At 46.2% G+C, this 21,887-nt stretch carries 23 protein-coding genes; 14 read left to right on the top strand and 9 right to left on the bottom strand.

Annotated elements, in window-relative coordinates; genetic code table 11:
- Positions 1–6: 6 nt before the first annotated feature.
- The 4 genes from D2V93_RS13675 to D2V93_RS13660 are packed head-to-tail and all read right to left on the bottom strand — an operon-like array spanning position 7 to position 3,756.
- A complete protein-coding gene (locus D2V93_RS13675; protein WP_119619785.1) occupies positions 7–300 on the bottom strand; it encodes a hypothetical protein in 294 nt (97 codons plus the stop codon).
- Positions 297–2,297: an NAD-dependent DNA ligase LigA gene (gene ligA, locus D2V93_RS13670; protein WP_119619784.1), complete on the bottom strand. Its 2,001-nt coding sequence runs from the start codon at positions 2,295–2,297 to the stop codon at positions 297–299. Before ligA ends, D2V93_RS13675 begins: the two co-directional genes overlap by 4 nt.
- A 29-nt stretch (positions 2,298–2,326) precedes the next feature.
- Entirely contained in the window at positions 2,327–3,271 is a 945-nt protein-coding gene (gene prmC / locus D2V93_RS13665) for a peptide chain release factor N(5)-glutamine methyltransferase (protein WP_119619783.1), read from the bottom strand.
- Positions 3,271–3,756, bottom strand: a complete 486-nt coding sequence (locus tag D2V93_RS13660; protein WP_119619782.1) for a GNAT family N-acetyltransferase — start codon at positions 3,754–3,756, stop codon at positions 3,271–3,273. Before D2V93_RS13660 ends, prmC begins: the two co-directional genes overlap by 1 nt.
- A 62-nt stretch (positions 3,757–3,818) precedes the next feature.
- Here D2V93_RS13660 and ribD point away from each other — a divergent pair, with 62 nt between their 5' ends.
- From ribD to D2V93_RS13640, 4 genes are read left to right on the top strand one after another with little or no spacing between them, the layout of a single operon-like run.
- Positions 3,819–4,835: a bifunctional diaminohydroxyphosphoribosylaminopyrimidine deaminase/5-amino-6-(5-phosphoribosylamino)uracil reductase RibD gene (gene ribD, locus D2V93_RS13655; protein ID WP_245978236.1), complete on the top strand. Its 1,017-nt coding sequence runs from the start codon at positions 3,819–3,821 to the stop codon at positions 4,833–4,835.
- Positions 4,832–5,434 (top strand): HAD family hydrolase, encoded by a 603-nt coding sequence (locus tag D2V93_RS13650; RefSeq protein WP_119619780.1) that lies wholly within the window; start codon positions 4,832–4,834, stop codon positions 5,432–5,434. The genes ribD and D2V93_RS13650 overlap by 4 nt, the downstream gene beginning before the upstream one ends.
- Positions 5,435–6,298, top strand: a complete 864-nt coding sequence (locus tag D2V93_RS13645; protein WP_119619779.1) for an EamA family transporter — start codon at positions 5,435–5,437, stop codon at positions 6,296–6,298.
- Positions 6,298–6,906, top strand: a complete 609-nt coding sequence (locus D2V93_RS13640; protein ID WP_072882588.1) for an IMPACT family protein — start codon at positions 6,298–6,300, stop codon at positions 6,904–6,906. The genes D2V93_RS13645 and D2V93_RS13640 overlap by 1 nt, the downstream gene beginning before the upstream one ends.
- Before the next feature lie 265 nt (positions 6,907–7,171).
- Here the strand turns inward: D2V93_RS13640 and D2V93_RS13635 are convergent, their stop codons facing one another.
- Positions 7,172–7,570 carry an acyl-CoA thioesterase gene (locus D2V93_RS13635; protein ID WP_072882586.1) on the bottom strand — a complete coding sequence of 133 codons (399 nt, stop codon included), beginning with the start codon at positions 7,568–7,570 and terminating at the stop codon, positions 7,172–7,174.
- Positions 7,571–7,773: 203 nt separating this feature from the next.
- Between D2V93_RS13635 and dnaA the strand changes: the two genes are divergently transcribed.
- Genes dnaA through D2V93_RS13620 form a run of 3 tightly spaced genes read left to right on the top strand, consistent with a single transcriptional unit; the run spans position 7,774 to position 10,401 of the window.
- On the top strand, positions 7,774–9,198 hold the full coding sequence (gene dnaA, locus D2V93_RS13630; protein ID WP_072882584.1) for a chromosomal replication initiator protein DnaA: 1,425 nt from the start codon (positions 7,774–7,776) through the stop codon (positions 9,196–9,198).
- Positions 9,199–9,215: 17 nt separating this feature from the next.
- Positions 9,216–9,668, top strand: a complete 453-nt coding sequence (locus D2V93_RS13625; RefSeq protein ID WP_119619778.1) for a low molecular weight protein-tyrosine-phosphatase — start codon at positions 9,216–9,218, stop codon at positions 9,666–9,668.
- 4 nt (positions 9,669–9,672) lie between these two features.
- On the top strand, positions 9,673–10,401 hold the full coding sequence (locus tag D2V93_RS13620; RefSeq protein WP_072882581.1) for an SAM-dependent methyltransferase: 729 nt from the start codon (positions 9,673–9,675) through the stop codon (positions 10,399–10,401).
- A gap of 48 nt (positions 10,402–10,449) precedes the next feature.
- Here the strand turns inward: D2V93_RS13620 and D2V93_RS13615 are convergent, their stop codons facing one another.
- From D2V93_RS13615 to dapF, 4 genes are all read right to left on the bottom strand, one after another.
- Positions 10,450–11,094 carry a lysozyme family protein gene (locus D2V93_RS13615; protein WP_119619832.1) on the bottom strand — a complete coding sequence of 215 codons (645 nt, stop codon included), beginning with the start codon at positions 11,092–11,094 and terminating at the stop codon, positions 10,450–10,452.
- A gap of 160 nt (positions 11,095–11,254) precedes the next feature.
- A complete protein-coding gene (gene mltG / locus D2V93_RS13610; protein WP_119619777.1) occupies positions 11,255–12,298 on the bottom strand; it encodes an endolytic transglycosylase MltG in 1,044 nt (347 codons plus the stop codon).
- Positions 12,288–12,821 carry a GNAT family N-acetyltransferase gene (locus tag D2V93_RS13605; protein WP_119619776.1) on the bottom strand — a complete coding sequence of 178 codons (534 nt, stop codon included), beginning with the start codon at positions 12,819–12,821 and terminating at the stop codon, positions 12,288–12,290. The genes mltG and D2V93_RS13605 overlap by 11 nt, the downstream gene beginning before the upstream one ends.
- Positions 12,809–13,591, bottom strand: coding sequence for a diaminopimelate epimerase (gene dapF, locus D2V93_RS13600; RefSeq protein WP_119619775.1), 783 nt, complete (start codon positions 13,589–13,591; stop codon positions 12,809–12,811). The genes D2V93_RS13605 and dapF overlap by 13 nt, the downstream gene beginning before the upstream one ends.
- Before the next feature lie 134 nt (positions 13,592–13,725).
- On the opposite strand from dapF, the gene D2V93_RS13595 reads away from it, so the two are divergent.
- The 7 genes from D2V93_RS13595 (at position 13,726) to D2V93_RS13565 (ending at position 21,845) form a co-directional block, all read left to right on the top strand.
- Positions 13,726–15,120, top strand: coding sequence for a S1C family serine protease (locus tag D2V93_RS13595; RefSeq protein ID WP_119619774.1), 1,395 nt, complete (start codon positions 13,726–13,728; stop codon positions 15,118–15,120).
- Positions 15,121–15,252: 132 nt separating this feature from the next.
- The gene (locus D2V93_RS13590; protein ID WP_119619773.1) at positions 15,253–16,701 is read left to right on the top strand and encodes a glyceraldehyde-3-phosphate dehydrogenase; all 1,449 of its coding nucleotides are present in this window, start codon (positions 15,253–15,255) and stop codon (positions 16,699–16,701) included.
- 116 nt (positions 16,702–16,817) lie between these two features.
- Complete coding sequence (locus tag D2V93_RS13585) at positions 16,818–17,426, top strand: tRNA (guanine-N1)-methyltransferase (RefSeq protein WP_072882572.1); 609 nt, start codon at positions 16,818–16,820, stop codon at positions 17,424–17,426.
- Between the two features lie 101 nt (positions 17,427–17,527).
- Positions 17,528–18,202 (top strand): tRNA (guanosine(37)-N1)-methyltransferase TrmD, encoded by a 675-nt coding sequence (trmD, locus tag D2V93_RS13580; RefSeq protein ID WP_119619772.1) that lies wholly within the window; start codon positions 17,528–17,530, stop codon positions 18,200–18,202.
- Between the two features lie 3 nt (positions 18,203–18,205).
- Positions 18,206–18,535 carry a hypothetical protein gene (locus tag D2V93_RS13575; protein ID WP_119619771.1) on the top strand — a complete coding sequence of 110 codons (330 nt, stop codon included), beginning with the start codon at positions 18,206–18,208 and terminating at the stop codon, positions 18,533–18,535.
- 118 nt (positions 18,536–18,653) lie between these two features.
- Positions 18,654–19,004: a 50S ribosomal protein L19 gene (gene rplS, locus D2V93_RS13570; RefSeq protein ID WP_072882739.1), complete on the top strand. Its 351-nt coding sequence runs from the start codon at positions 18,654–18,656 to the stop codon at positions 19,002–19,004.
- A gap of 618 nt (positions 19,005–19,622) precedes the next feature.
- A complete protein-coding gene (locus tag D2V93_RS13565) occupies positions 19,623–21,845 on the top strand; it encodes an NADP-dependent isocitrate dehydrogenase (RefSeq protein WP_119619770.1) in 2,223 nt (740 codons plus the stop codon).
- Positions 21,846–21,887: the final 42 nt, after the last annotated feature.

Below are 21,887 nucleotides of genomic sequence, written 5' to 3'. Positions count from 1 at the left end.
AACTTCTTAAAAATGGGCCTCAACCAAAACCTTGAGTTCTTCTTCCAGGCCATACTCTGGAAAAGGCCGTCCGGCCTGTCGGTACCAATATCCCGCATTCCACTTGTCACCTTCCCATCGATGTAGATAAGCGTGTATCCAACTGCCCATGGATGTGTGGATATCCTGTGCAATGTCGTGCGAGGCCACCCAATCCTCCTTGGCAGCAAACCAGAGAGCCCGCAAGGAATCTGGCCAATCCTTGGGCGGAGTGGTCAAATCCAGGCTTTCCTGAAAAGCTTCGTAGGTTTTGGGTGTCATGCTTGCAGCTTTTGTAAAAATTCCTGTTCGGATATGATGGGTACCCCCAGACTTTCTGCCTTGGTCTTTTTGCTTGGCCCCATATTGTCCCCTGCTACCACAAAACTGGTTTTGGAAGATATGGAAGAGGCTACTTTACCCCCATTGTCCTCGATCATCTTTTTCAATTCGTCCCTACTGACGGTCTCAAAAACCCCTGACACCACAAAGATCTGTCCTTTCAACTTGTCCGTTTGGTTCTCCAGTTGTTCTTCCGATAAGGAGAATTGCAATCCGTAGGATTTCAAGCGGTCAATGATCACCAAATTGGCAGGTTCGGAGAAAAAGTTGACCACACTTTCCGCAATTCGCTCCCCAATTTCATCGACGGCCACCAATTCTTCTTGGGATGCAGCCATCAAGGCATCGATATTTTTATAGGCCTTGGCCAGTTTTTTGGCCACGGTTTCCCCCACATATCGAATACCTAGGGCAAAAAGTACCCGTTCAAAAGGTATGGCCTTGGAAGCAGCCACCCCGTTCACCAAATTTTCTGCGGATTTATCCGCCATACGTTCCAAGGGTACCACCTGTTCCTTCGTCAAGGTGTACAGGTCTGCGTAGTTGGCAATCAACCCTTGCTTGAAGAGCAGTTCCACCGTTTCGCTCCCCATACCCTCTATATCCATGGCCTTTCGGGAAATAAAATGCTGGATGCGCCCCGTGATCTGGGTTGGACACCCTGTGTCATTCGGACAAAAATGTTGGGCCTCCCCTTCTTTTCTGATCAATTCGGTAGCACATTCAGGACAATGCGTAATATATTCGGTCGGTTTGGAATCAGCAGATCGCTTGCTGAAATCCACCGCAATGATCTTAGGGATGATCTCGCCCCCTTTTTCCACAAAAACGGTATCTCCTACCCGAACATCCAGTTTGGCGATCTGATCGGCATTGTGCAAGGAAGCGCGCTTTACCGTGGTTCCCGCCAACAGAACGGGCTGAAGGTTCGCCACGGGTGTTATGGCACCGGTCCTACCCACTTGATAGGTGATCTCATTGAGCACTGTGGAGGCCTGTTCCGCCTGAAACTTATAGGCCATGGCCCATCGGGGCGACTTGGCGGTATACCCCAGCTCTTCTTGCTGCTGTATACTGTTCACCTTCACAACCACACCATCGGTCTCAAAAGGCATACTGTGCCTATGCGAATCCCAATAATCCGCAAATTGCATTACTTCCTTTGTGGATTTGCAAAGTTTGGCCACCGTCGGGACCTTGAAACCCCATGATCTGGCCTTTTCCAACATTTCAAATTGGGAGGAGATGCCCAAGTTGCTCCCCGCAACACTGTAGAGCAAGCATTCCAAAGGGCGTTGGGCCACAAGGGCACTGTCCTGTAACTTCAGACTGCCAGAAGCCGTATTCCGTGGGTTCATGTATGGATCCTCCCCTGCCTCTATGCGTTCCTGGTTCATTTTGGCAAACCCCTCCAAGGTTAGAATGATCTCTCCTCGGATATCAAATTTAGGGGGATAATCTCCTTTCAATTGCAAGGGGACCGATCGTATCGTCTTGATATTGGTGGTCACATCATCTCCCTGGAAACCATCGCCCCGTGTGACCGCCCTTATCAGTTTGCCTTCTTCATAAGTCAGGCTGATCGAGGCTCCATCATACTTCAGCTCACAGGTAAACTCAACCTCCACATCACCCAGAATGCGCTGGATACGCTTTTCCCAATCCTCAAGGTCCTCTTTGGAATACGAATTGTCCAAGGAATACATCCGATGCTCGTGCGCCACGGTCTCAAAGTTCTTGGTGACCATACCCCCAACCCGAATCGTGGGTGAAGCGGGATCGTAAAATTCAGGATGCTCCGTTTCCAGTTGTTGAAGCTCTTTGAGCTTCATGTCAAATTCATAATCGGAGATGGAGGGTTGGTCCAGCACATAGTATTTGTAATTGTGCTCGTTGAGTTCCTTTCTGAGGGATTCTATTTTTTGTTCTATGCTCATCTGTCTTATTATCCGATTTAAAAACACCCCTAAAGTCCCCTACCTTCGGCAGGCAGGCCTTTGGGAACAATTGCTTTTAGCATTCGATCATTGCCGAAGATGTCCTTTCGCAGTTCAATTTCCGAAAAATTATGGGCTTTCAAAAGCGCCTTTGTTTCCTCACCCAGATATTGGTTGATTTCCAGATAGAGACTTCCCTTTTCTTTCAAATGGCTTCCACAAAACTGGGCAATGGCCCTATAAAAAACAAGTGGGTCCCCATCGGACACAAAAAGCGCCAAAGATGGTTCATGGTCTTTGACATTGTTCTTGATTTCTTCCTTTTCCAACTCCCTGACATAAGGAGGATTGGACACGATAATGTCAAAATCCAGTTCAAGTTCAAGAGCAAGTTCAGGGGCAAGAATGTCATTTTTCAGGAAGGTGATGTCCACTTGGTTCAACCTTGCATTTTCACGGGCCACTTCGAGTGCCTTTTCCGAAACATCGATGGCATATACTTTTGCTTGGGGCAGATGTTTGGCCAGCGCAATGGCGATACAACCACTTCCGGTGCCGATATCCAAAATTTGCAAAGAACAATCATTGGGCGTTGTCGAAATGACGCTTCGACTCCGCTCAGCGTCCAAATCCTTCTTTTTTGTTTGACAATCTTCCAAAATCCACTGCACCAACTCCTCGGTTTCAGGTCTTGGGATCAGTACGGCTTCATTCACTTGAAGTTCCAGGTCCATAAAATGGGCCGTTCCCAAAATATATTGAAGGGGCCGTTCCTGCTTCAATTGTGACAATGCCTCAAACAACGGCTGCTCCTCTTCTTTGGTCAAAGTAAGTTCAGGCTGAATGGCCAAAACAAACCTTTCCAGTCTCAGGTAGTGTTCAATACACCGATAAAAAAAAGAGTCGATTTCTTCCTTGGGGTAGGTCTTCCCCAGTTCTTTATGAAAAATGTTCTTGATCTCCTTGAGCAGCATTACAACTTTTTAAGCATCCAAACGGGACAGGAATAATGCCCCGTGTTCCCCAAAGGCGCATCAATATATTCGAAGCCATTTTTCTTGTACAGTTTTTGGGCCGCCGCCATATAGGGCATGGTTTCCAGATAGCATTCATCAAACCCAAAATCCTTGGCCCTTTGCAAACATACCTGCATCATTTCCGAACCGATGCCCTTGCCCCTGGCCTCTTCCAAAAAATACATCTTTTGGAGCTCGCAAACGTTGCCCGCATAGTTCTGCAATGGGGCAATGCCCGCGCAGCCGATGATCTTTCCATCGTGCTCCACCACAAAATAGGTTGCCCTCGGCACATCATATTCGGCATACATGTCGTCCAGCGCCTTGTCCGCATAGGCTGTGCCCACTTTTGGGACCCCCATATCCTCCAAGACCTTGCGTATTACCTTGGCCACTTGTTCGTTATCTTCGGGGCTAATTTCCCGAATTTTTGCATTTCCCATAATGCCGTTTAATATGCTATTTTTGCTGGGTGAATATACACCAAAAATATATCCTCCGTTGCATGGAACTGGGCAAAAAGGGCCTAGGAACCACTGCCCCCAACCCCATGGTGGGATGCGTGATCGTGCATGATGGAAAAATCATCGGGGAAGGCTTTACCAGTCCTTATGGTGGTCCACATGCAGAGGTCAATGCCATCAACTCCGTGGAGGACAAAAGTGTACTTTCACAAGCTTCGCTCTATGTGACTTTGGAACCCTGTTCGCATTATGGAAAAACACCTCCTTGTGCCGATTTGATCATAAAGCACCACATTCCAGAAGTATTCATTGGGCTGAAGGATCCCCATGACAAGGTGGCCGGAAAGGGCATCCAAAAACTGGAAGAAGCAGGTTGCAAGGTAACCGTCGGCATCTTGGAAAAGGAATGTAGGGAGCATCACAAACGATTTCTGACGTATCAGGAAAAGAAAAGACCATACATCATCCTAAAATGGGCCGAGACCCAAGATGGTTTTATGGCCCCCGACGACACCAAAAGGAAGGACAAGCCTGAACCCTATTGGATCACAAATCCCTATTCCAGACAGTTGGTGCACCAATGGCGGAGCGAGGAACAGGCCATTTTGGTCGGGACCAACACCGTTTTGGAGGACAACCCGAAATTGAACACCCGGGATTGGGCGGGCAAAAACCCGATCCGGATCGTTTTGGACAAAAACCTGAGAATAGACCCCGACTTCCATGTGCTGGACGGGTCCGTGAAGACCATTGTGCTTACCCAACAAACGGATTCTTCAAAATTTATACAAGGAATTGCATATGAAGTATTGGATTTCAACAAGCCTATGGCCCAACAGATTTGCGAAGTGCTCCATAAACAGTCCATCAGCAGCGTTATTGTGGAGGGAGGCGCAAAAACCCTTCAAACTTTTATCGATGAGGGACTTTGGGACGAAGCCCGGATATTCACGGGAGCCATTCGTTTTGGCAATGGGATTGCTGCCCCAAAATTAAATGCCGTGCTTCAGCATAGAGAAACGATCTTGTCCGACATTCTATCCATCTACACCAAATGATCAAAAACATCATCTTCGATTTTGGCGATGTGCTCATCAACCTAGATAAACCGGCAACGGCAATGGCCATGATGAAATATGGGTTTCAAGGCATCACTCCTACCTTGGACACCTTGTTCAAGGACTATGAAAAAGGATTGATAAATTCCTCTAGCTTTCTCAGCGAAGTTTCAGGCCTTTTCCCCAATGCTGACATGGAGCACCTGACCCATGCCTGGAACGCCATTTTATTGGATTTTCCGGAACACCGGTTGGAGTTTTTGGAAAACCTTGCCCAAGAAAATGAATATCGCCTGTTCCTATTGAGCAATACCAACGATTTGCACATGGAATGCGTGAGGGAGCAAATGGGCATGGAGCGGTTCAATAGGTTCAAAAATGCATTCGAGGTGTTTTATCTGTCCTACGAAATGGGCATGCGGAAACCCGATGCCGAAATCTTTGAATTTGTGCTGGAAGAAAACAATCTGACCGCCCCGGAGACCTTTTTTGTGGACGATGTGAAGGAAAATACGGATGCCGCTGCGCTTTTGGGCATCCATGTGTGGAACCTGCAAGTGGGCCAAGAAGACATCACCCAACTAAAATCACACCTATAAATGATAGACCTGGCCCTTAGCGTTCTCAGCTCCACCCTGATCTTCGTCGCCTTCAAGCTATTCGGTGTCTATAAAGTCCAGACCCTGCATGCCATCATCACCAACTATGTGGTGGCGTGCTTGGTTGGTCTGTTTCTATACGAGGGGGATATGGATATTGCACAATTGTCCAGTACTTCGTGGTATTGGGGTCCCATTGCGCTTGGCGTACTGTTTATCACCATTTTCAACTTGATGGCAAAGTCCACACAGGTGTCCGGGGTCTCCGTGACCTCCGTGGCCACAAAAATGTCGTTGGTAATTCCCGTTGTGGTTGGAGTGGTTGTATATAAGGAAGAACTGTCCATCCTTCAAATCGTTGGGATTGTACTCGCCCTGTTGGCTGTTTACCTATCTTCCCAAAAGGAGAAGGGCATCACCATCAACCGAAAGGACCTCTTGCTACCGCTATTGGTGTTTTTGGGTTCAGGTATTATTGACACCAGCATCAAATATTTTGAGGAAAAACACCTGACTGACCAAGAGATTCCCATTTTTTCTTCCATGGTGTTCGGCTGTGCCGCATTGACCGGATTGATTTTCATCGGCATCAAGTCCTTCAAGACACCATTGAGGGTCAACTTCAGAAACATCCTTGGCGGTATTGCGCTTGGGGTGCCCAATTACTTTTCCGTCTTCTTTTTGATACGGGCCCTTCGCTCGGACATGCTCAACAGTGCCGCGGTCTTCACCCTGAACAATGTGGCCATCGTTATGCTTTCCACCATTCTCGGCATCCTTCTGTTCAAGGAAAGGTTGGGTGCAAAAAACTGGGGAGGGGTCGTTTTGGCCATTCTGAGCATAATATTGGTAGCTTTGTTCTGATGGAGAAAGATGATGTCTACAAAACCATTGGAGCACCTTCCCCTGAAATTCTATACAAGGACAAGAAGAGCAAGTTCTTTGCCTCGGCATTCCCCATTACTTCCGAAGATGAGGTGAAACCAATCGTGGAAGAGCTTCGCAAGAAATACCACACGGCCAACCATGTCTGCTACGCATGGCAGTTGGGCGAAAAACAACGTTCCTACCGCGCCAATGATGATGGAGAACCCAACAATTCGGCAGGCATGCCCATTTATGGGCAGATACAGTCCTTTGATGTGACCAACATTCTGGTTACAGTTACCCGAATATTCGGTGGCACCAAATTAGGGGTAGGCGGATTGATACAGGCCTACAAAACCGCGGCGCAAATGGCCCTTGAGAGTACAGAAATTGTAGAACGGGTCATACAGGACCAGCTCCTACTCCGTTTCGGCTACCCGGAAATGGACAAGGTGATGCGGGCCATCAAGCAAAAGAATCTCGACATGGTTTCCCAAAAAATGGATATGGATTGTGAATTGATCCTATCGGTCCGATTAAGTGAAACAGAACAGGTGCTCCAACTTTTCGATGAAATGCAGGGGGTGGATGTGTCTATTATTTAATGGAACCAAGACCGCTTCGCTTTAAGACATAAGAATAAAGACCTTTTGGTTTCGGGTTTAAGGTTGAAGGATATTGAAATCTGTACACTAATAACGGGGGTATTGAAACTTGATTTTTGAAGTCAGCTATCGGGAGTTGAAATTGGTTTCTTGGTTCCTGACTCCCACATCTTCATTTGACACGAATGATACGAATTGACTCGAATCTATTTTGAACTTGGTCTTGAACTTGTCCCTTGTTCCTTGTCTACGGTCTATTAATAAATCAATCCTCCAGTTTTTCAAGGATATAATCGGGGCATTTGATGGGCTTGCCCGTATTCTTGTCCATAAAGGCCAGAACGGTATGGCCAGTGGCCAACAACTCCCCTGCTTCATTGACGACCTTGTACTCAAACGCTATCTTGACCATCGGCCGACTCTTCAGGCGGGTCTCCACAGTGAGCAGGTCGTCGTATAGCGCAGATTTTTTATAATCGATGTGCAAGGATATTACGGGCAGCATCACCCCGCTGTCTTCCATACTTTTATAGGTGATGCCCAAGGCCCTGAGCCACTCCACTCTCCCCATCTCCAAGTATTGTGCATAATTACCATGGTAGACCACGCCCATTTGGTCGGTTTCTGCATAACGGACACGAAAAGAATGTGAATTTAACTGCATAGTTTAACTTAAAAATTATATATTTAAAGTCTTGGTTAAGTTGCAAGCAACATGCGAAAAAAAAACAGAACATTCAATGACAAATTGATTTTTTTTTTAAAAGAATTGTTCACATATTTGTCGCATCCAAAAGCGTCTAAGATACCCATAGATGCTGCATCAAAAGTGTTATAGCTAACCAACAAAAACAAGGAAAAACTTCTATGAGTGTCACTGCTAATTCCGTATGGAACAACTGTTTGGCTTTTATCCAGGATAACATCCAACCGCAGGCATTCAAGACTTGGTTCGAGCCCATCAAGCCTATCAAATTAACAGACAAGGCACTCAGCATTCAAGTTCCCAGCAAGTTTTTTTACGAGTGGTTGGAAGAGCATTATGTGAAGCTTTTGAAGGTGGCCCTGACCCGCGAACTGGGAAGCAGTGCCAAGCTCATTTACATTATAAAAATGGAGAACAAGTACGGAAACAAGGAGCCCTTCACTGAGCAGATTCCGAGTTCCAACCGTACTGCGGTCGCACCCCAAGAATTGGACGTACCGATCACCTCCAAAAGTCCCGAACTCAAGAACCCGTTTGTCATACCCGGCATCCGGAACATCAAGATAGAGTCCCAACTCAATCCCAACTATAATTTCGACAATTTCCTGGAAGGGGATTCCAACCGTTTGGCACGGTCGGCAGGTATGGCGGTGGCCAACAAGCCGGGAGGCACTTCCTTCAATCCATTGCTCGTCTTTGGAGGGGTCGGATTGGGAAAGACGCACTTGGCCCACGCCATTGGTGTGGAGATCAAGGACAAATATCCAGAAAAGACGGTGCTGTATATCTCCGCGGAGAAGTTCACCCAACAATATATTGAATCTGTAAAGAAGAACACCCGGAACGATTTCATCCATTTTTACCAGTTGATCGATGTGCTCATCATTGATGACGTACAGTTCCTTTCGGGCAAATCTGGAACCCAGGACGTGTTCTTTCACATATTCAACCACTTGCACCAAAACGGTAAGCAAGTGATCCTGACCTCGGACAAAGCGCCCGTGGACATGCAGGACATTGAGCAACGGTTATTGTCCCGATTCAAATGGGGACTGTCCGCCGAGCTCCAAAGCCCGGATTACGAAACCAGGGTTTCCATCTTAAAGAACAAGCTGTACAGGGATGGTGTGGAAATGCCCGATGACATCATAGATCATGTGGCCCGTAACATCAAGACCAATATCCGCGAACTGGAAGGTGCCATCATCTCCTTGATTGCCCAATCTTCCTTCAACAAGCGGGAGGTCACTCTGGAACTGGCCCAACAAGTGGTGGAAAAGTTTGTGAAGAACACGAAGCGTGAGGTTTCCATTGATTATATCCAGAAAGTGGTCTCCGATTACTTCGAAATGGATGTGGCCACCCTGCAGTCCAAGACCCGGAAACGACATATCGTACAAGCTCGGCAACTGGCCATGTTCTTTGCCAAGAAATTCACGAAGGCGTCATTGGCCAGTATTGGCTCCCAAATCGGAAAAAGGGACCACGCCACAGTACTCCATGCCTGCAAAACTGTGGACAACCTGGCCGAAACCGACAAACAGTTCCGAAAGTACATCGACGACCTGAACAAAAAGTTCAGCTAGGAACCAATTCCCTTTTTATGAAAACCAAAGTCTTGATGGTCTGCTTGGGCAACATTTGCAGATCACCTTTGGCCGAAGGCATATTGGCATCCAAAGTGGACCCGGAAAATGTCTTTGTGGATTCTGCTGGAACAGCGGGATACCATGTGGGAAATCCGCCTGACCGAAGATCTATTGCCGTGGCTTGGAAACATGGCTTAGACATCGGCCACCAAAGGTGCAGACAATTTTCCAAAGACGATTTTGCGGAGTTTGACCTCATCTATGTCATGGACCGAAGCAATTTTTCCAATGTGGCCAGTTTGGCCTCCACAACTGAAGAGGCCCAAAAGGTAAAACTGTTGCTGGAAGAGGTCTCCCTGGGCATTTCCGAAGTTCCCGATCCCTATTATGGTGGGACTGATGGGTTTGAGGATGTGTATCAAATGATCGATAAGGCTTGCGAGGCTATCGCCAAAAAGTTAAATTGACCCCATGGAAGAGAACAAACCTGGTTTGGTCGTGGGCAAAGTCTATTTGATTCCCACAACACTCGGAGACAACGCACCCTTGGAAGTGATGCCCATCTCCATTAAGGGTACCATTGAACGCATTGACCACTATATCGTGGAAAACGAGAAGACGGCCCGACGTTTCATCAAAAGAGTGAGCCCCAGTAAACCTCAGCCCAGTCTCTTTATCCAAACCTTGAACAAATACACCAACCCGGAAGAAATCCCTTCCTACTTAGATCCATGCATACACGGCCACGACATTGGTCTTTTGTCGGAAGCTGGTTGTCCGGGCATAGCCGACCCCGGTGCCGATGTGGTCAGGGTCGCCCATCAAAAAAGGATACAAGTGGTCCCGCTAGTGGGGCCATCCTCCATTTTGATGGCCATGATGTCCAGCGGCATGAACGGTCAGAATTTCGCCTTCAACGGGTATTTGCCCATAGACAATGCCGAACGCAAGACCATGGTGAAAAACTTGGAAAAACTGTCCCGTGAAAAAGGGCAGTCACAGATTTTCATGGAGACCCCTTATCGAAACAACAAACTATTGAAGGAGCTCCTACGGATCCTCCAAAAAACCACCCGTCTTTGCATTGCAAGTGACATTACGCTGCCCACGGAGTTCATCCAGACCAAAAGTGTGCACGAGTGGGGCGAAATTGAACTGGACCTCGACAAAAGGCCTACCATCTATATCATTCAGGCATAAAAAAACCCGGAGCAGGTCCGGGTCTTTTATTGTTTTCCTTGGTCTTTCTTACACCTTGGCATTTTTTTTCTGCTCAATGTTGGAAATATCATATCCCGCAAATTTTTTCATGTAGTACGAGATACTACTTCCATAAGCGTCCGTCACATCTTCCTGTCCATAGGAACGTAGGTATTTCTTGACGTTTCCTGCCCCGGCCAAATGTGCCGCGGCCAAAATCCCTGATTCTGTCACTTCCACACCGGCTATTTTCTTTCCATTGAATCGTTTGATATCCTTGCGCAAAATCCATTTGTTACGCGCAATATTGGCCTCAAACGCCTTTTCTTGCAGTATGGGGTCGTCCAAAAAGGCATCCATGTCATAAATACCCATAAGGTTGAGGGTACTGCCCCCAAACTGGTACTTACCCAAATAACCCAATGAATTTACTACGTGATATCTGCCCTGGGACTCTTTGAAGGCAAGCGCCTCCTTGAAACCGTTGTAGGCCTTCCCCAAAAAGGGAGGTACAACCCCTGTTTCACCCACGGACGAAATGGAATCCAGCGGTGCAAATTGTTCTAGACCTGTCTCTACCTTCAATGAATCGGGAACCTTATAGTCCACTTTTTTCATCAGGGTATAGGAACCAAAACTTGTCAAAACTACGATCATGGCAAGATGTAGAACGAAACCTATCCATCTTTTCATAATGTTCATATTTGTGATCTCGATACTATATACGTATCAAAAATCAATTTGGCCGGCAAATATAGGGGGAGTTCACTTAACGGGTACCGTAAAGCTCCTAAGATTTTCTTAAATGAAGCCTAAAATCCGTTAAATCGATGAATATCAACGATGAAGAACGCTATCTGAGCACTTTTTGCTCATTTAGCCATCGGGTGTACTGCACCTTATTTCGGTTGTGCTGCGCCAAGGTTTTGGCAAAAATATGGTACCCGAAGTTGGAAACGTCCGCCACAAAATAGAGATAATCGTGCTTTTCAGGGTTCAAAACAGCGTCTATGGACGAGATGTCCGGCATGGTGATAGGCCCTGGTGGAATGCCTGCATACTTATAGGTATTGTAGGGCGAATCCATTTCCAAATCCCGATAGAGCACCCGCTTGATGATGGTGTCGTAATTGCCCGTTTCCTTTTTGATGGCATAGATGACCGTAGGATCGGCCTGTAGGAACATTCCTTTTTTAACACGGTTGATGTAAACCCCCGCCACACGTCTACGTTCATCCACTTTTGCGGTTTCTTTTTGCACTATAGCGGCCAAAGAGGTGACCTGATTCGGGGTCAGCCCCAAGTTTTGCGCCTTTTTTCTGCGCTCTTCGTTCCAAAACCTATCGTATTCCGTCCACATCCGTTCCCGAAAACCTTCCGCACTGGTATTCCAAAAGAATTCATAGGTATTGGGCAGGTACATCCCAAGCTTGCTGTCCTCATCAAAATGGGACGCCTTCAAAAAAGCAGGGTCATTGAACGCTTGAAGGAGCGAAAGACTGTCCGCTTCAATCTGTTCCGATATCCTTCCCGCCAACGCCGGTAAGGACTCCTGATTATTGAAAGAAACCCTCACAGGAATATTGGCACTGCGAAGGGTGTTGATGATCTCGTTGTTGTTCATCCCCTTTTTCAGGGCATATTTTCCAGGCTTCACATTGGTAATGTATCCCTTTCGACGGGCAACGGCCTCAAAACTGGAAAGGTCCTTCAACAAAGGTTCCAACGAGGTCCTTACATCGGTGAAAATTGCTTCGGAAGGAATATACACATAGGCTTCCTGATTGTTGAACTGGGTGTTTGGGCTAAAAATGGCGCTGTAGATCTGGTAAGCAACAAAACCACAGATCAGAAGCCCCAAAATGGCAACTGCCCACAAGATTTTTTTAAGATACATTTGAATTTATCTTTTGAAACATGATTTCATTCTTGAACCCTGAACTGGTCCTTATCCACTCTTTTTTTACTCCGATCGGCACAAAGCCCATTTTCTCAAAAAGATGGATACTGGCTTCGTTGTCCTCCAAAATATTGGCGTACAATTGATGGAGGTCCAAAGTGGAAAAAGCATAATCACACAGTAGGGACAGTGCTTCGGCACCCAGTCCTTTGTTCCGATCATCTGGGTTGGTGATCACAATGCCAATGCCCGCTCTTTGGTGCTTGGGGTCAAAATCGAACAGATCGATCAAACCGACGCATTCCTGGTCTGCCTTGCAAATACAGAGGCGAAGCTGTTTTACTTCGTAGATGTCCCGATGGGCATTCTCCAGGTACAACTGGAGCACTTTTTTGGAATAGGGCTTCAACGTTCCACTGATTTCCCAAATGGCCGTATCATTTTCCAGTTCGTACAGAAAATCCAGATCCGAGGACTCCAACGCCCTGAGTTGAACTTGTTTCCCTTTTAAATTGAGCATTCCACTTCTCCTTTAAACACTTGATCGGCTGGTCCTTTGAGGAATACATTGCTATATTTCCCGCCCTGCTCTTCAAAACCGATGGTCAAATCCCCACCTCGCGTCTTGATATTGACATTCTTTGCCGTAGTTTTTCCTAATCTATGCATGGCCAAGGCCACAGCGGTGACCCCGGTACCACAGGAAAGGGTCTCATCTTCCACTCCCCTTTCATAGGTCCGCACGCGGAAGGTGTCATCATCCAACTGCTCCACAAAATTGATGTTGCTGCCCGATTGTCCATACAATCCGTAGCGAAGTTTTTTTCCTTCCTTATATACATCAAAATGCTCCAGATCTTTTACCAATTGCACATGGTGGGGAGATCCCGTGTTCAGGAAACTGTAATTGCCCTTTTCATGGATCTCGTCGACATCCACCATCTTCAGGTTGACGATATTTCCATCCACATGGGCATGGTGCAGGCCATCCACGGCATTGAAGACCGCTTCTTCCCCAACTACGCCCAAGTGGTTGGCGAAGGCCACCAAACATCTGCCGCCATTGCCACACATGCTGCCCTCCGCCCCATCGGCGTTGAAATAGACCATCCTAAAATCCGACATGTTGTCATTTTCGAGAAGTAGAAGGCCATCTGCCCCAATGCCAAAACGTCTATCGCACAGGTGTGCCACCAAACTGGTATCGTTTTTGGGGAAAATATGCTGACGATTGTCCATCACGACAAAATCGTTTCCCGTTCCTTGATATTTAAAAAACTGCAGTTTCATCATTACTTACAAAGGAACAAATATAGGGTATTATTTAAGGATATTTTTGCAGTTAAAACAGAGTTAAACAGACCAAGCCAAAAATGCAATTCTTTTAAATTTGTTAATGCTAAATGTTAAATACGTATTGAGTTATGAAGAGAATAGCCAATTTATTCGTCGTATCACTTTTTGCAGGTGCCATCACACTAGGTGCGTACAAGTTGTTCTTTGAAAAGGACAATTATAAATGGGTGACCTCAGAGCAGGAAATGCCGTTTGTGGCCACCAGTAACGTGCCTGTCTCCGCCAAAGGGGCCGGTATCAATGAAGTGGATTTTACCCTAGCCGCCGAAAAAACGGTCAATGCGGTGGTACACGTGAAAAACCTTACCATGAGCAAAGGCCCCAGTAGCCTTTCCGACTTTTTCTATGGATTTGAACGCCAACAGACCCCACAAGTGGGAACTGGGTCAGGAGTGATCATCACCCCGGACGGATACATCGTGACCAACAACCACGTGATTGCCAACTCCAGCCAATTGGAAGTGACCCTGAACAACAACAGGACCTACAAGGCTGAGCTCGTCGGTACCGATGCCGATTCCGATATAGCCTTGCTGAAAGTGGATGCCGAAGAGGCATTACCCTATTTGGCTTTCGGGGATTCGGACAATGCCAAGATCGGGGAATGGGTACTCGCCGTAGGGAATCCGTTCAACCTGACCTCTACCGTAACGGCAGGGATCGTCAGTGCCAAGGCCAGGTCATTGTCACCCTTGAAGTCACAATCCTTTATCCAGACCGATGCTGCCGTCAATCCCGGTAACAGTGGCGGAGCCCTTGTGAACACCAACGGCGACCTGATCGGTATCAATACCGCCATCACTTCGCAGACCGGTTCCTACGTGGGATATGCCTTTGCCGTGCCCAGTAACATTGCCAAAAAAGTAGTGGAAGACATCATGGAGTTCGGCAACGTCCAAAAAGGTCTTTTGGGTATTTCTGCGGCAAACATAAACTCTCCAGCTGCAATTGAACAAGGCCTTGACCAATTGGAAGGCGTGTATATCCATAGCGTAGAGGAAGAATCCGGAGCGGATGATGCCGGGCTGTTGGAGGGCGACATCATCAAACAGGTGGACAACATTACTATCCATAAGTTCTCCGAACTCAACGGATATCTTTCTTCCAAAAGACCGGGCGACATCGTGAAGGTAACCGTGGACCGTGATGGAAAAAGTTTTGTCAAAAATGTGACGCTGAAGGAGCAACAATCCGTCACACTTCCTGTGACCAATTTTTTGGTAAAAAACCTTTCCAAAGAGGACAAAAAGAAATTTGGGGTTTCCAAAGGGGTAAAAATAATCGCCGTTCCCGAAGCATTCAGCCAATACCAATTAAAGGATAAGGTCATCATTGAGCTAGATGGGGAGGAAATCAACAATATCGATGATGCCGAAGAACTTTTTGGAAAGATCTCGAGATACGGCAGGACCAGCTTTACCATGGTCACCGAAGAAGGTGAAAAAGTACGTATGATCCTTTGATAAAAGTGCCAACAAAGCACTTAAAAAGCACTCTTTTCAGAGTGCTTTTTATTTTTCAAATTCTTTTACGAAAACGTTTGAAATATTTATTTTAGCCCAAAATTTTTCAACTACAGAACTGCTACCTATCCCATGAACAACATCAAATCTTACGAAAAGGAGCTTGCCTTTCAGGCAGATAGAAGAAAAGCGACCACCGAGTTCATCAAGATCATCAGCGATCTTTGGTATGACAAGGCGATAGAAGTGGTCCTGTTCAAAAACCAGATCATCGACAAGAATGTCAGTGATATCATCAACCTGCACGAATATGCGGGGGAATTTGTCCAGAAACCCATCTCCATTTTTGATTCCGTGGAGATTTTGAGGGCCATCAACGACATCAACCTGCCCCCTGCGAAGCTGGACATTGGAAAATTGACCTATGAATATCATTCGGACGACAACAACCACTTGAATGTCAAGGCTTTTGTGGTCGAAAAATTAAAAGATGCCCAACATACCAAAGAAATCAAACCCAAGGATGTGGTATTGTATGGTTTTGGCAGGATCGGGAGGCTCGTGGCCCGGGAACTCATGGCTAAGACAGGCCGGGGAAGCCAGCTCAGACTCAGAGCCGTTGTGGTGCGGGACGAACTGACTGCTGAAAACCTTGAAAAGAGGGCCGCTCTGCTGAAAACCGATTCGGTGCACGGCCAGTTCATGGGCACTGTGGATGTGGACGCCCAAAATCAAGCATTGGTCATCAACGGGACCACTGTGAAGTTTATCCGTGCCAATAAACCTGAAGATATTGACTACACGGCATACGGAATCTATAATGCCCTCATCATAGACAATACAGGGGCTTTCCGTGATAAGGAAGCCCTTTCCAGACATTTGGAATCCAAAGGGGCCAGTAGGGTACTCCTCACCGCACCGGGCAAGGAAGTGCCAAATATCGTCCATGGTGTGAACCACAAAAATTTTGATCCGGAGAAGACCAAGATTTACTCCGCGGCCTCCTGCACCACCAATGCCATTACCCCAATATTAAAGGTAATGGAAGACTCCCTGGGCATACGGAAAGGACATTTGGAAACCATTCATGCCTACACTAACGACCAGAACTTGGTGGACAACATGCACAGCAAATACCGCAGAGGGCGTGCCGCTGCACTCAATATGGTAATCACGGAAACCGGGGCCGGCTCCGCCGTGGCAAAGGCATTGCCCTCATTGAAGGGAAAATTGACCTCAAATGCCATAAGGGTTCCCGTGCCCAATGGCTCGCTGGCCATTCTCCACTTGGAGGTCAAGAACAAGACCACTGCGGAAAGCATCAATACCATCCTGAAAAAATATGCCCTTGAAGGTGATTTGGTGGAACAGATCAAATATTCCTTGAGCAACGAGCTGGTCTCTTCCGATATTGTGGGAACCTCTGCCCCATCCATCTATGACAGCAAGGCAACCATAGTTTCCGCAGATGGAAAAAGTGTGGTACTTTATGTTTGGTATGACAATGAATATGGTTATTCGCACCAAGTGATACGACTTGCAAAATATATTGCCAAAGTAAGGCGTTATACGTATTATTAACAATTGTACAATAGGGATAGATATCACCGGTAAGCAGGTTTTTCTTTTGATTTTTGGTTTATTGGTGTAATTTCGTCTTACCCTTAATCTAAATTTAATACGAGAACACATTGACCATGAAGCATTTACGAATTTTATTGATTCTAGCCTTACTGATTCCACTTTTTTCAACACAGGCCCAAGAAGAGGAACAAGCCTCTACCGAAGAAGATAGCTCCCTTAAGGGACAATTCGAGGAACTGGAACGAAAATCAGGGAATTACCGGGCCAATGGCATCCAATATGAAGTCATCAAGCTGTCGGACCTTTATAAGGTTAAGAACAATATTTTTGATTCCATCAACACCTCCAGTAAAACCATAAAGGATCTTTCCGCCACCATAACCTCCAATGAGGCCGAAATAGAGAGCCTTAATACCAAATTACGGGACACCACCGAAAAGTTGAATACCATTACAGAAGAAAAGGACAGTATTTCTTTCTTTGGTATCCTGATCGGGAAGGGAACCTATAATTTTATCCTCTGGTCCATCATCTTTGGCCTATTGTTGCTGCTTTTGTTCTTCATCTACCGATTCAGGAACAGCAACTTTTTGACCCAACAGGCCAAATCCGCATTGGCCGATCTGGAAGAAGAGTACGAAAACCACAGAAGAAAGGCGCTGGAGCGCGAGCAAAAAATAAGTAGACAACTACAGGACGAGCTGAACAAACAGAAAAAATGAACCGAAGGCTTCCCAAAAGGAAGCCTTTTCTTTTGCGACCATCCATAAGTTTATAGCAGCTTTCACTACTTTTGGCCAAAAATCCATAACAGACCTTATCCATGCGGATAGACATCATAACAGTACTGCCCGAACTTCTGACAAGCCCCTTTGAAGCTTCCATTTTGAAACGGGCCATTGAGAAAGGATTGGTGGAGATCCACCTTCACAACCTGAGGGACTACGCCACCAACAATTACAAACAGGTGGACGATTACCAGTTTGGCGGCGGTGCAGGTATGGTGATGATGGTGGAACCCATTGACAAATGTATTTCAGGACTAAAGGCCGAGCGCGACTATGATGAGGTCATCTACATGACCCCCGACGGAAAAACCCTGAACCAAAGTATGGCCAATGAGCTATCGCTAAAGGGAAATCTCATTATATTGTGTGGCCACTACAAAGGTGTTGACCAAAGGGTGCGTGACATGCTCGTAACCCGCGAGATCTCCATAGGTGATTATGTGCTTTCCGGGGGCGAGCTGGCCGCTGCCATTGTCTGCGATGCGGTGATCCGGCTTTTACCGGGAGTTTTGAACGATGAGACCTCCGCCCTTACGGATACCTTTCAGGACAATCTGTTGGCACCTCCCGTCTATACGCGGCCTGCCGAGTACAAAGGACTGGAAGTGCCCAAGATACTATTGAGCGGAAACCTGCCCAAAATTGAAAAATGGCGGGAGGAACAGGCCCTGGAACGAACAAAGAAAAGAAGACCTGATTTATTGGAATAAAAAATGGAAAACTTGGAAATCTACTACATGACGGGCAGCGTAATTGGTACTATAGGACAACTCGTGCTCCTCATCGCTTGTGCGGTATTGATCTACAAACAACGGAACATTGCTACGTTGCTGATGCTATTGGGCAGTCTGTTGTCCATAGTTTTTACCGTGGGCCGTGTGGCATGGACCGCCCTTGCGAACATTGAAAAACCAGAATCCTATGCGCAAGCTATGGCGGTCCTGAACATTTTTGTCCAATTCCCATATCTCTTGTTCGTAATAGGACTATTGTTGTTCGCCGCCAAGCATACAGCAGCAAGGAGCAATCAGTCGACTCCTTGAGATAAAAAGCAAAAAACCACTTGCACTTTATAATTATTGCATTATTTTTGCAGTCTCAAAATCAACCTCTGACGAAATACGTGAAAGTTGGTCTTGGTAAACGATAAAAAAAAATACCATGGAATCCTTAGTAAAATTTGTTGAAGACGAATTTGTTCCAAAAAAAGATTTCCCAAAATTTTCTTCCGGTGACACCATCACCGTGTATTATGAAATCAAGGAAGGTGAAAAAACACGTACCCAGTTCTTCAAAGGTGTTGTGATCCAAAGAAGGGGAAGCGGTGCAACCGAAACCTTCACCATCCGTAAAATGTCAGGTACTGTAGGGGTAGAGCGAATTTTCCCCATCAACATGCCCGCATTGCAAAAAATTGAGGTCAACAAAAAAGGTAAAGTACGTAGGTCCAGAATCTTCTACTTTAGAGGTCTTACCGGAAAAAAGGCCCGTATCAAAGAAGTCAGGGGATAATTCTATTTTCCCTTCAAAGAAAGAGCACCCCAAAAGGGTGCTTTTTTTATGAACAATTGTTAATAACTTCGGTTCATACGTTGTTGATTTTTAATCGGTTATAAAATTTGATTATCCCAAAGTTTGTTATACTTTAGTACAAGAGATATGAAAATGATACCATTCAGGATCGTATTTCGATTTTAAAGTTGACGTTCTTTAAAAACCGAAGATTCCCCTTTTAATTGGTAACACTACTGATCACAAAAGGAATTTCAAATTGGGACAGGCTTAGGCAGGTCCGAAAGAGAAATAAAGAATTTTATGTGCGGACGGGAGAGCAATTTCCCCTCTTGATAAAATTTTGGGAACGAGGTACACTTTGCACGATGGAGTTTAGTTGAAAAATTAAAAAACACGTACAGAGGAAACGTTAAAGGGTCTGTGGATGCAATCTAAGATTGCAGGTTTTGCAGCAATGCAGGACAATCCAAGATTCTTTTCTGAAAGCCATATCTATGTTCAGGCACAGATATGGCTTTCGTTTTTTCACGCATCCGCTTCTCCCTGTTAGTTTTATTGGCCGTTCAACGTACATAAAATTGTATATTTGCAACCGCTCAAACATTATACATATAAATGGCTAAAATCTATTACACTAAGACCGATGAGGCACCCGCCTTAGCAACATTATCTTTCCTACCCATTGTAAAATCCTTTACCGAAACTGCCCATATTGCCATAGAGACCAAGGACATATCCTTGGCCGGTAGGATCTGTGCCATGTTTCCTGAGTATTTGGAAAAGGATCAACAGATACCCGATGATCTTGCCATTTTGGGCGAGCTGGCCAAAACGCCCGAGGCCAATATCATCAAACTCCCGAACATCAGTGCCTCCATCCCCCAATTGAAAGAGGCCATTGAAGAGCTACAAAAAAAAGGGTACAATCTCCCCAACTACCCCGACGAGCCAAAAACCGACGAGGAAAAGTCCATCAAGGCCAAATATGACAAAATCAAAGGGAGCGCAGTAAACCCTGTACTTCGGGAAGGGAACTCAGACAGAAGAGCGCCCAAAGCCGTGAAAAACTACGCAAAGAAACACCCCCACACTATGGGCGAGTGGTCATCCGATTCGAAGACCCACGTGGCCAGTATGTCACACGGGGATTTCAAATCCAATGAAAAATCGCTCACCATGTCCAATGCAGATGACATCCGCATTGAACTTGTGGGCAACAATGGAGAAACCATTATCCTAAAGGATAAAATAACCCTTCAGAAAGAGGAAGTCATTGATGCCACGGTCATGAGCAAAAAGGCATTGGTCGATTTCCTTACCAAAGAGATTGCAGATGCCCGCAAGGAAGGACTGCTACTCTCCCTTCACTTTAAAGCGACCATGATGAAGGTCTCCGACCCCATCATATTTGGCCATGCCCTAAAAGTATATTTTGCCGACCTTTTCCAAACTTATGGGGAAACTTTTGAAAAACTGGGCATAGACCCCAATGACGGATTGGAAACCCTATTGGATAAAATTGGAAAGTTGCCGGCCGATCTACATAAAGAGATTGAGCAGGCCATTGAAAAAAATATTGAAAATGGGCCTGACCTGGCCATGGTGAACTCCGAAAAGGGAATCACCAACCTGCATGTGCCCAGTGATGTCATCATCGACGCTTCCATGCCTGCCATGATCCGAAACTCAGGAAAAATGTGGGACAAGAACGGTAAATTGAAAGATACCAAGGCCATTATTCCCGACAGTAGTTACTCGGACATATACCAAGCCACCATCGATTTCTGCAAAGAGCATGGTGCCTTTGACCCCACCACCATGGGAACGGTTCCCAACGTGGGACTCATGGCACAAAAAGCAGAGGAATATGGTTCGCATGACAAAACCTTTGAAATCCCAAAGGCGGGAACTGCAAGGGTGGTGAGCATTTCCACTGGAAAAACCTTGATGGAACACCAAGTTGAACAAGGTGATATATGGAGGATGTGCCAAGTAAAGGATGCTCCCGTCCAAGACTGGGTAAAATTGGCCGTTTCTAGGGCAAGGGCAACCAATATTCCCGCTGTTTTCTGGTTGGATAAGGACAGGGCGCATGATGCGGAATTGATCAAAAAAGTAAACCGATACCTCAAAGACCATGATACGGATGGTCTTGACATAAGAATCCTTTCACCATTGGAAGCCACCAAGTTTACCCTAAAACGTATAAAGGAGGGCAAGGACACCATCTCGGTTTCCGGAAACGTGTTGAGGGATTACCTTACTGACCTCTTCCCTATTCTTGAAGTGGGCACCAGTGCAAAAATGCTGTCCATTGTGCCCCTTATGAACGGTGGTGGATTGTTCGAGACCGGTGCTGGAGGTTCTGCGCCCAAGCATGTGGAACAATTTCTGGAAGAAGGCCACTTGCGATGGGATTCTTTAGGTGAATTCCTGGCATTGGCCGTATCCTTGGAATTCTTTGGAGAAAAGAACAACAACAAAAAGGCCCAAGTGATTGCCGATGCACTGGATAAGGCCACCGAGAAGTTCCTTGAAAATGATAAATCCCCCTCAAGAAAGGTCAACGAATTGGACACAAGGGGCAGCCATTTCTATTTGGCGCTCTATTGGGCCGAACAATTGGCCCTACAAGACCAGGATGGTGACCTAAAAGCCACCTTCAGTAAGGTTTTTGGTGAACTGTCTTCCAATGAGGCTAAAATTGCCCAAGAACTGATAGATGCCCAAGGTTCACCCGTGAACATCGGAGGCTACTACCTTCCCGATGCGGAGATGGCATCAAATGCGATGAGACCCAGTGAAACATTGAACAAAATACTAAGTTCTATTTCGTAATAGGTAACAATCAATAGTTTAAAGTAAAAAGCACAATCCTGC

This window comes from Flagellimonas taeanensis, from assembly GCF_003584105.1.
GTDB lineage: Bacteria > Bacteroidota > Bacteroidia > Flavobacteriales > Flavobacteriaceae > Flagellimonas > Flagellimonas taeanensis.
Note: the sequence above shows the minus strand (reverse complement) of the source record. Positions and strands in the feature narration are given on the sequence as shown.

What these genes read in the sequence shown, in the direction of transcription:
- D2V93_RS13675 (WP_119619785.1), bottom strand. Translation starts at nt 300, where the DNA reads ATGACACCCAAAACCTACGAAGCTTTTCAGGAAAGCCTGGATTTGACC.
- ligA (WP_119619784.1), bottom strand. Translation starts at nt 2,297, where the DNA reads ATGAGCATAGAACAAAAAATAGAATCCCTCAGAAAGGAACTCAACGAG.
- prmC (WP_119619783.1), bottom strand. Translation starts at nt 3,271, where the DNA reads ATGCTGCTCAAGGAGATCAAGAACATTTTTCATAAAGAACTGGGGAAG.
- D2V93_RS13660 (WP_119619782.1), bottom strand. Translation starts at nt 3,756, where the DNA reads ATGGGAAATGCAAAAATTCGGGAAATTAGCCCCGAAGATAACGAACAA.
- ribD (WP_245978236.1), top strand. Translation starts at nt 3,819, where the DNA reads ATGGAACTGGGCAAAAAGGGCCTAGGAACCACTGCCCCCAACCCCATG.
- D2V93_RS13650 (WP_119619780.1), top strand. Translation starts at nt 4,832, where the DNA reads ATGATCAAAAACATCATCTTCGATTTTGGCGATGTGCTCATCAACCTA.
- D2V93_RS13645 (WP_119619779.1), top strand. Translation starts at nt 5,435, where the DNA reads ATGATAGACCTGGCCCTTAGCGTTCTCAGCTCCACCCTGATCTTCGTC.
- D2V93_RS13640 (WP_072882588.1), top strand. Translation starts at nt 6,298, where the DNA reads ATGGAGAAAGATGATGTCTACAAAACCATTGGAGCACCTTCCCCTGAA.
- D2V93_RS13635 (WP_072882586.1), bottom strand. Translation starts at nt 7,570, where the DNA reads ATGCAGTTAAATTCACATTCTTTTCGTGTCCGTTATGCAGAAACCGAC.
- dnaA (WP_072882584.1), top strand. Translation starts at nt 7,774, where the DNA reads ATGAGTGTCACTGCTAATTCCGTATGGAACAACTGTTTGGCTTTTATC.
- D2V93_RS13625 (WP_119619778.1), top strand. Translation starts at nt 9,216, where the DNA reads ATGAAAACCAAAGTCTTGATGGTCTGCTTGGGCAACATTTGCAGATCA.
- D2V93_RS13620 (WP_072882581.1), top strand. Translation starts at nt 9,673, where the DNA reads ATGGAAGAGAACAAACCTGGTTTGGTCGTGGGCAAAGTCTATTTGATT.
- D2V93_RS13615 (WP_119619832.1), bottom strand. Translation starts at nt 11,094, where the DNA reads ATGAAAAGATGGATAGGTTTCGTTCTACATCTTGCCATGATCGTAGTT.
- mltG (WP_119619777.1), bottom strand. Translation starts at nt 12,298, where the DNA reads ATGTATCTTAAAAAAATCTTGTGGGCAGTTGCCATTTTGGGGCTTCTG.
- D2V93_RS13605 (WP_119619776.1), bottom strand. Translation starts at nt 12,821, where the DNA reads ATGCTCAATTTAAAAGGGAAACAAGTTCAACTCAGGGCGTTGGAGTCC.
- dapF (WP_119619775.1), bottom strand. Translation starts at nt 13,591, where the DNA reads ATGAAACTGCAGTTTTTTAAATATCAAGGAACGGGAAACGATTTTGTC.
- D2V93_RS13595 (WP_119619774.1), top strand. Translation starts at nt 13,726, where the DNA reads ATGAAGAGAATAGCCAATTTATTCGTCGTATCACTTTTTGCAGGTGCC.
- D2V93_RS13590 (WP_119619773.1), top strand. Translation starts at nt 15,253, where the DNA reads ATGAACAACATCAAATCTTACGAAAAGGAGCTTGCCTTTCAGGCAGAT.
- D2V93_RS13585 (WP_072882572.1), top strand. Translation starts at nt 16,818, where the DNA reads ATGAAGCATTTACGAATTTTATTGATTCTAGCCTTACTGATTCCACTT.
- trmD (WP_119619772.1), top strand. Translation starts at nt 17,528, where the DNA reads ATGCGGATAGACATCATAACAGTACTGCCCGAACTTCTGACAAGCCCC.
- D2V93_RS13575 (WP_119619771.1), top strand. Translation starts at nt 18,206, where the DNA reads ATGGAAAACTTGGAAATCTACTACATGACGGGCAGCGTAATTGGTACT.
- rplS (WP_072882739.1), top strand. Translation starts at nt 18,654, where the DNA reads ATGGAATCCTTAGTAAAATTTGTTGAAGACGAATTTGTTCCAAAAAAA.
- D2V93_RS13565 (WP_119619770.1), top strand. Translation starts at nt 19,623, where the DNA reads ATGGCTAAAATCTATTACACTAAGACCGATGAGGCACCCGCCTTAGCA.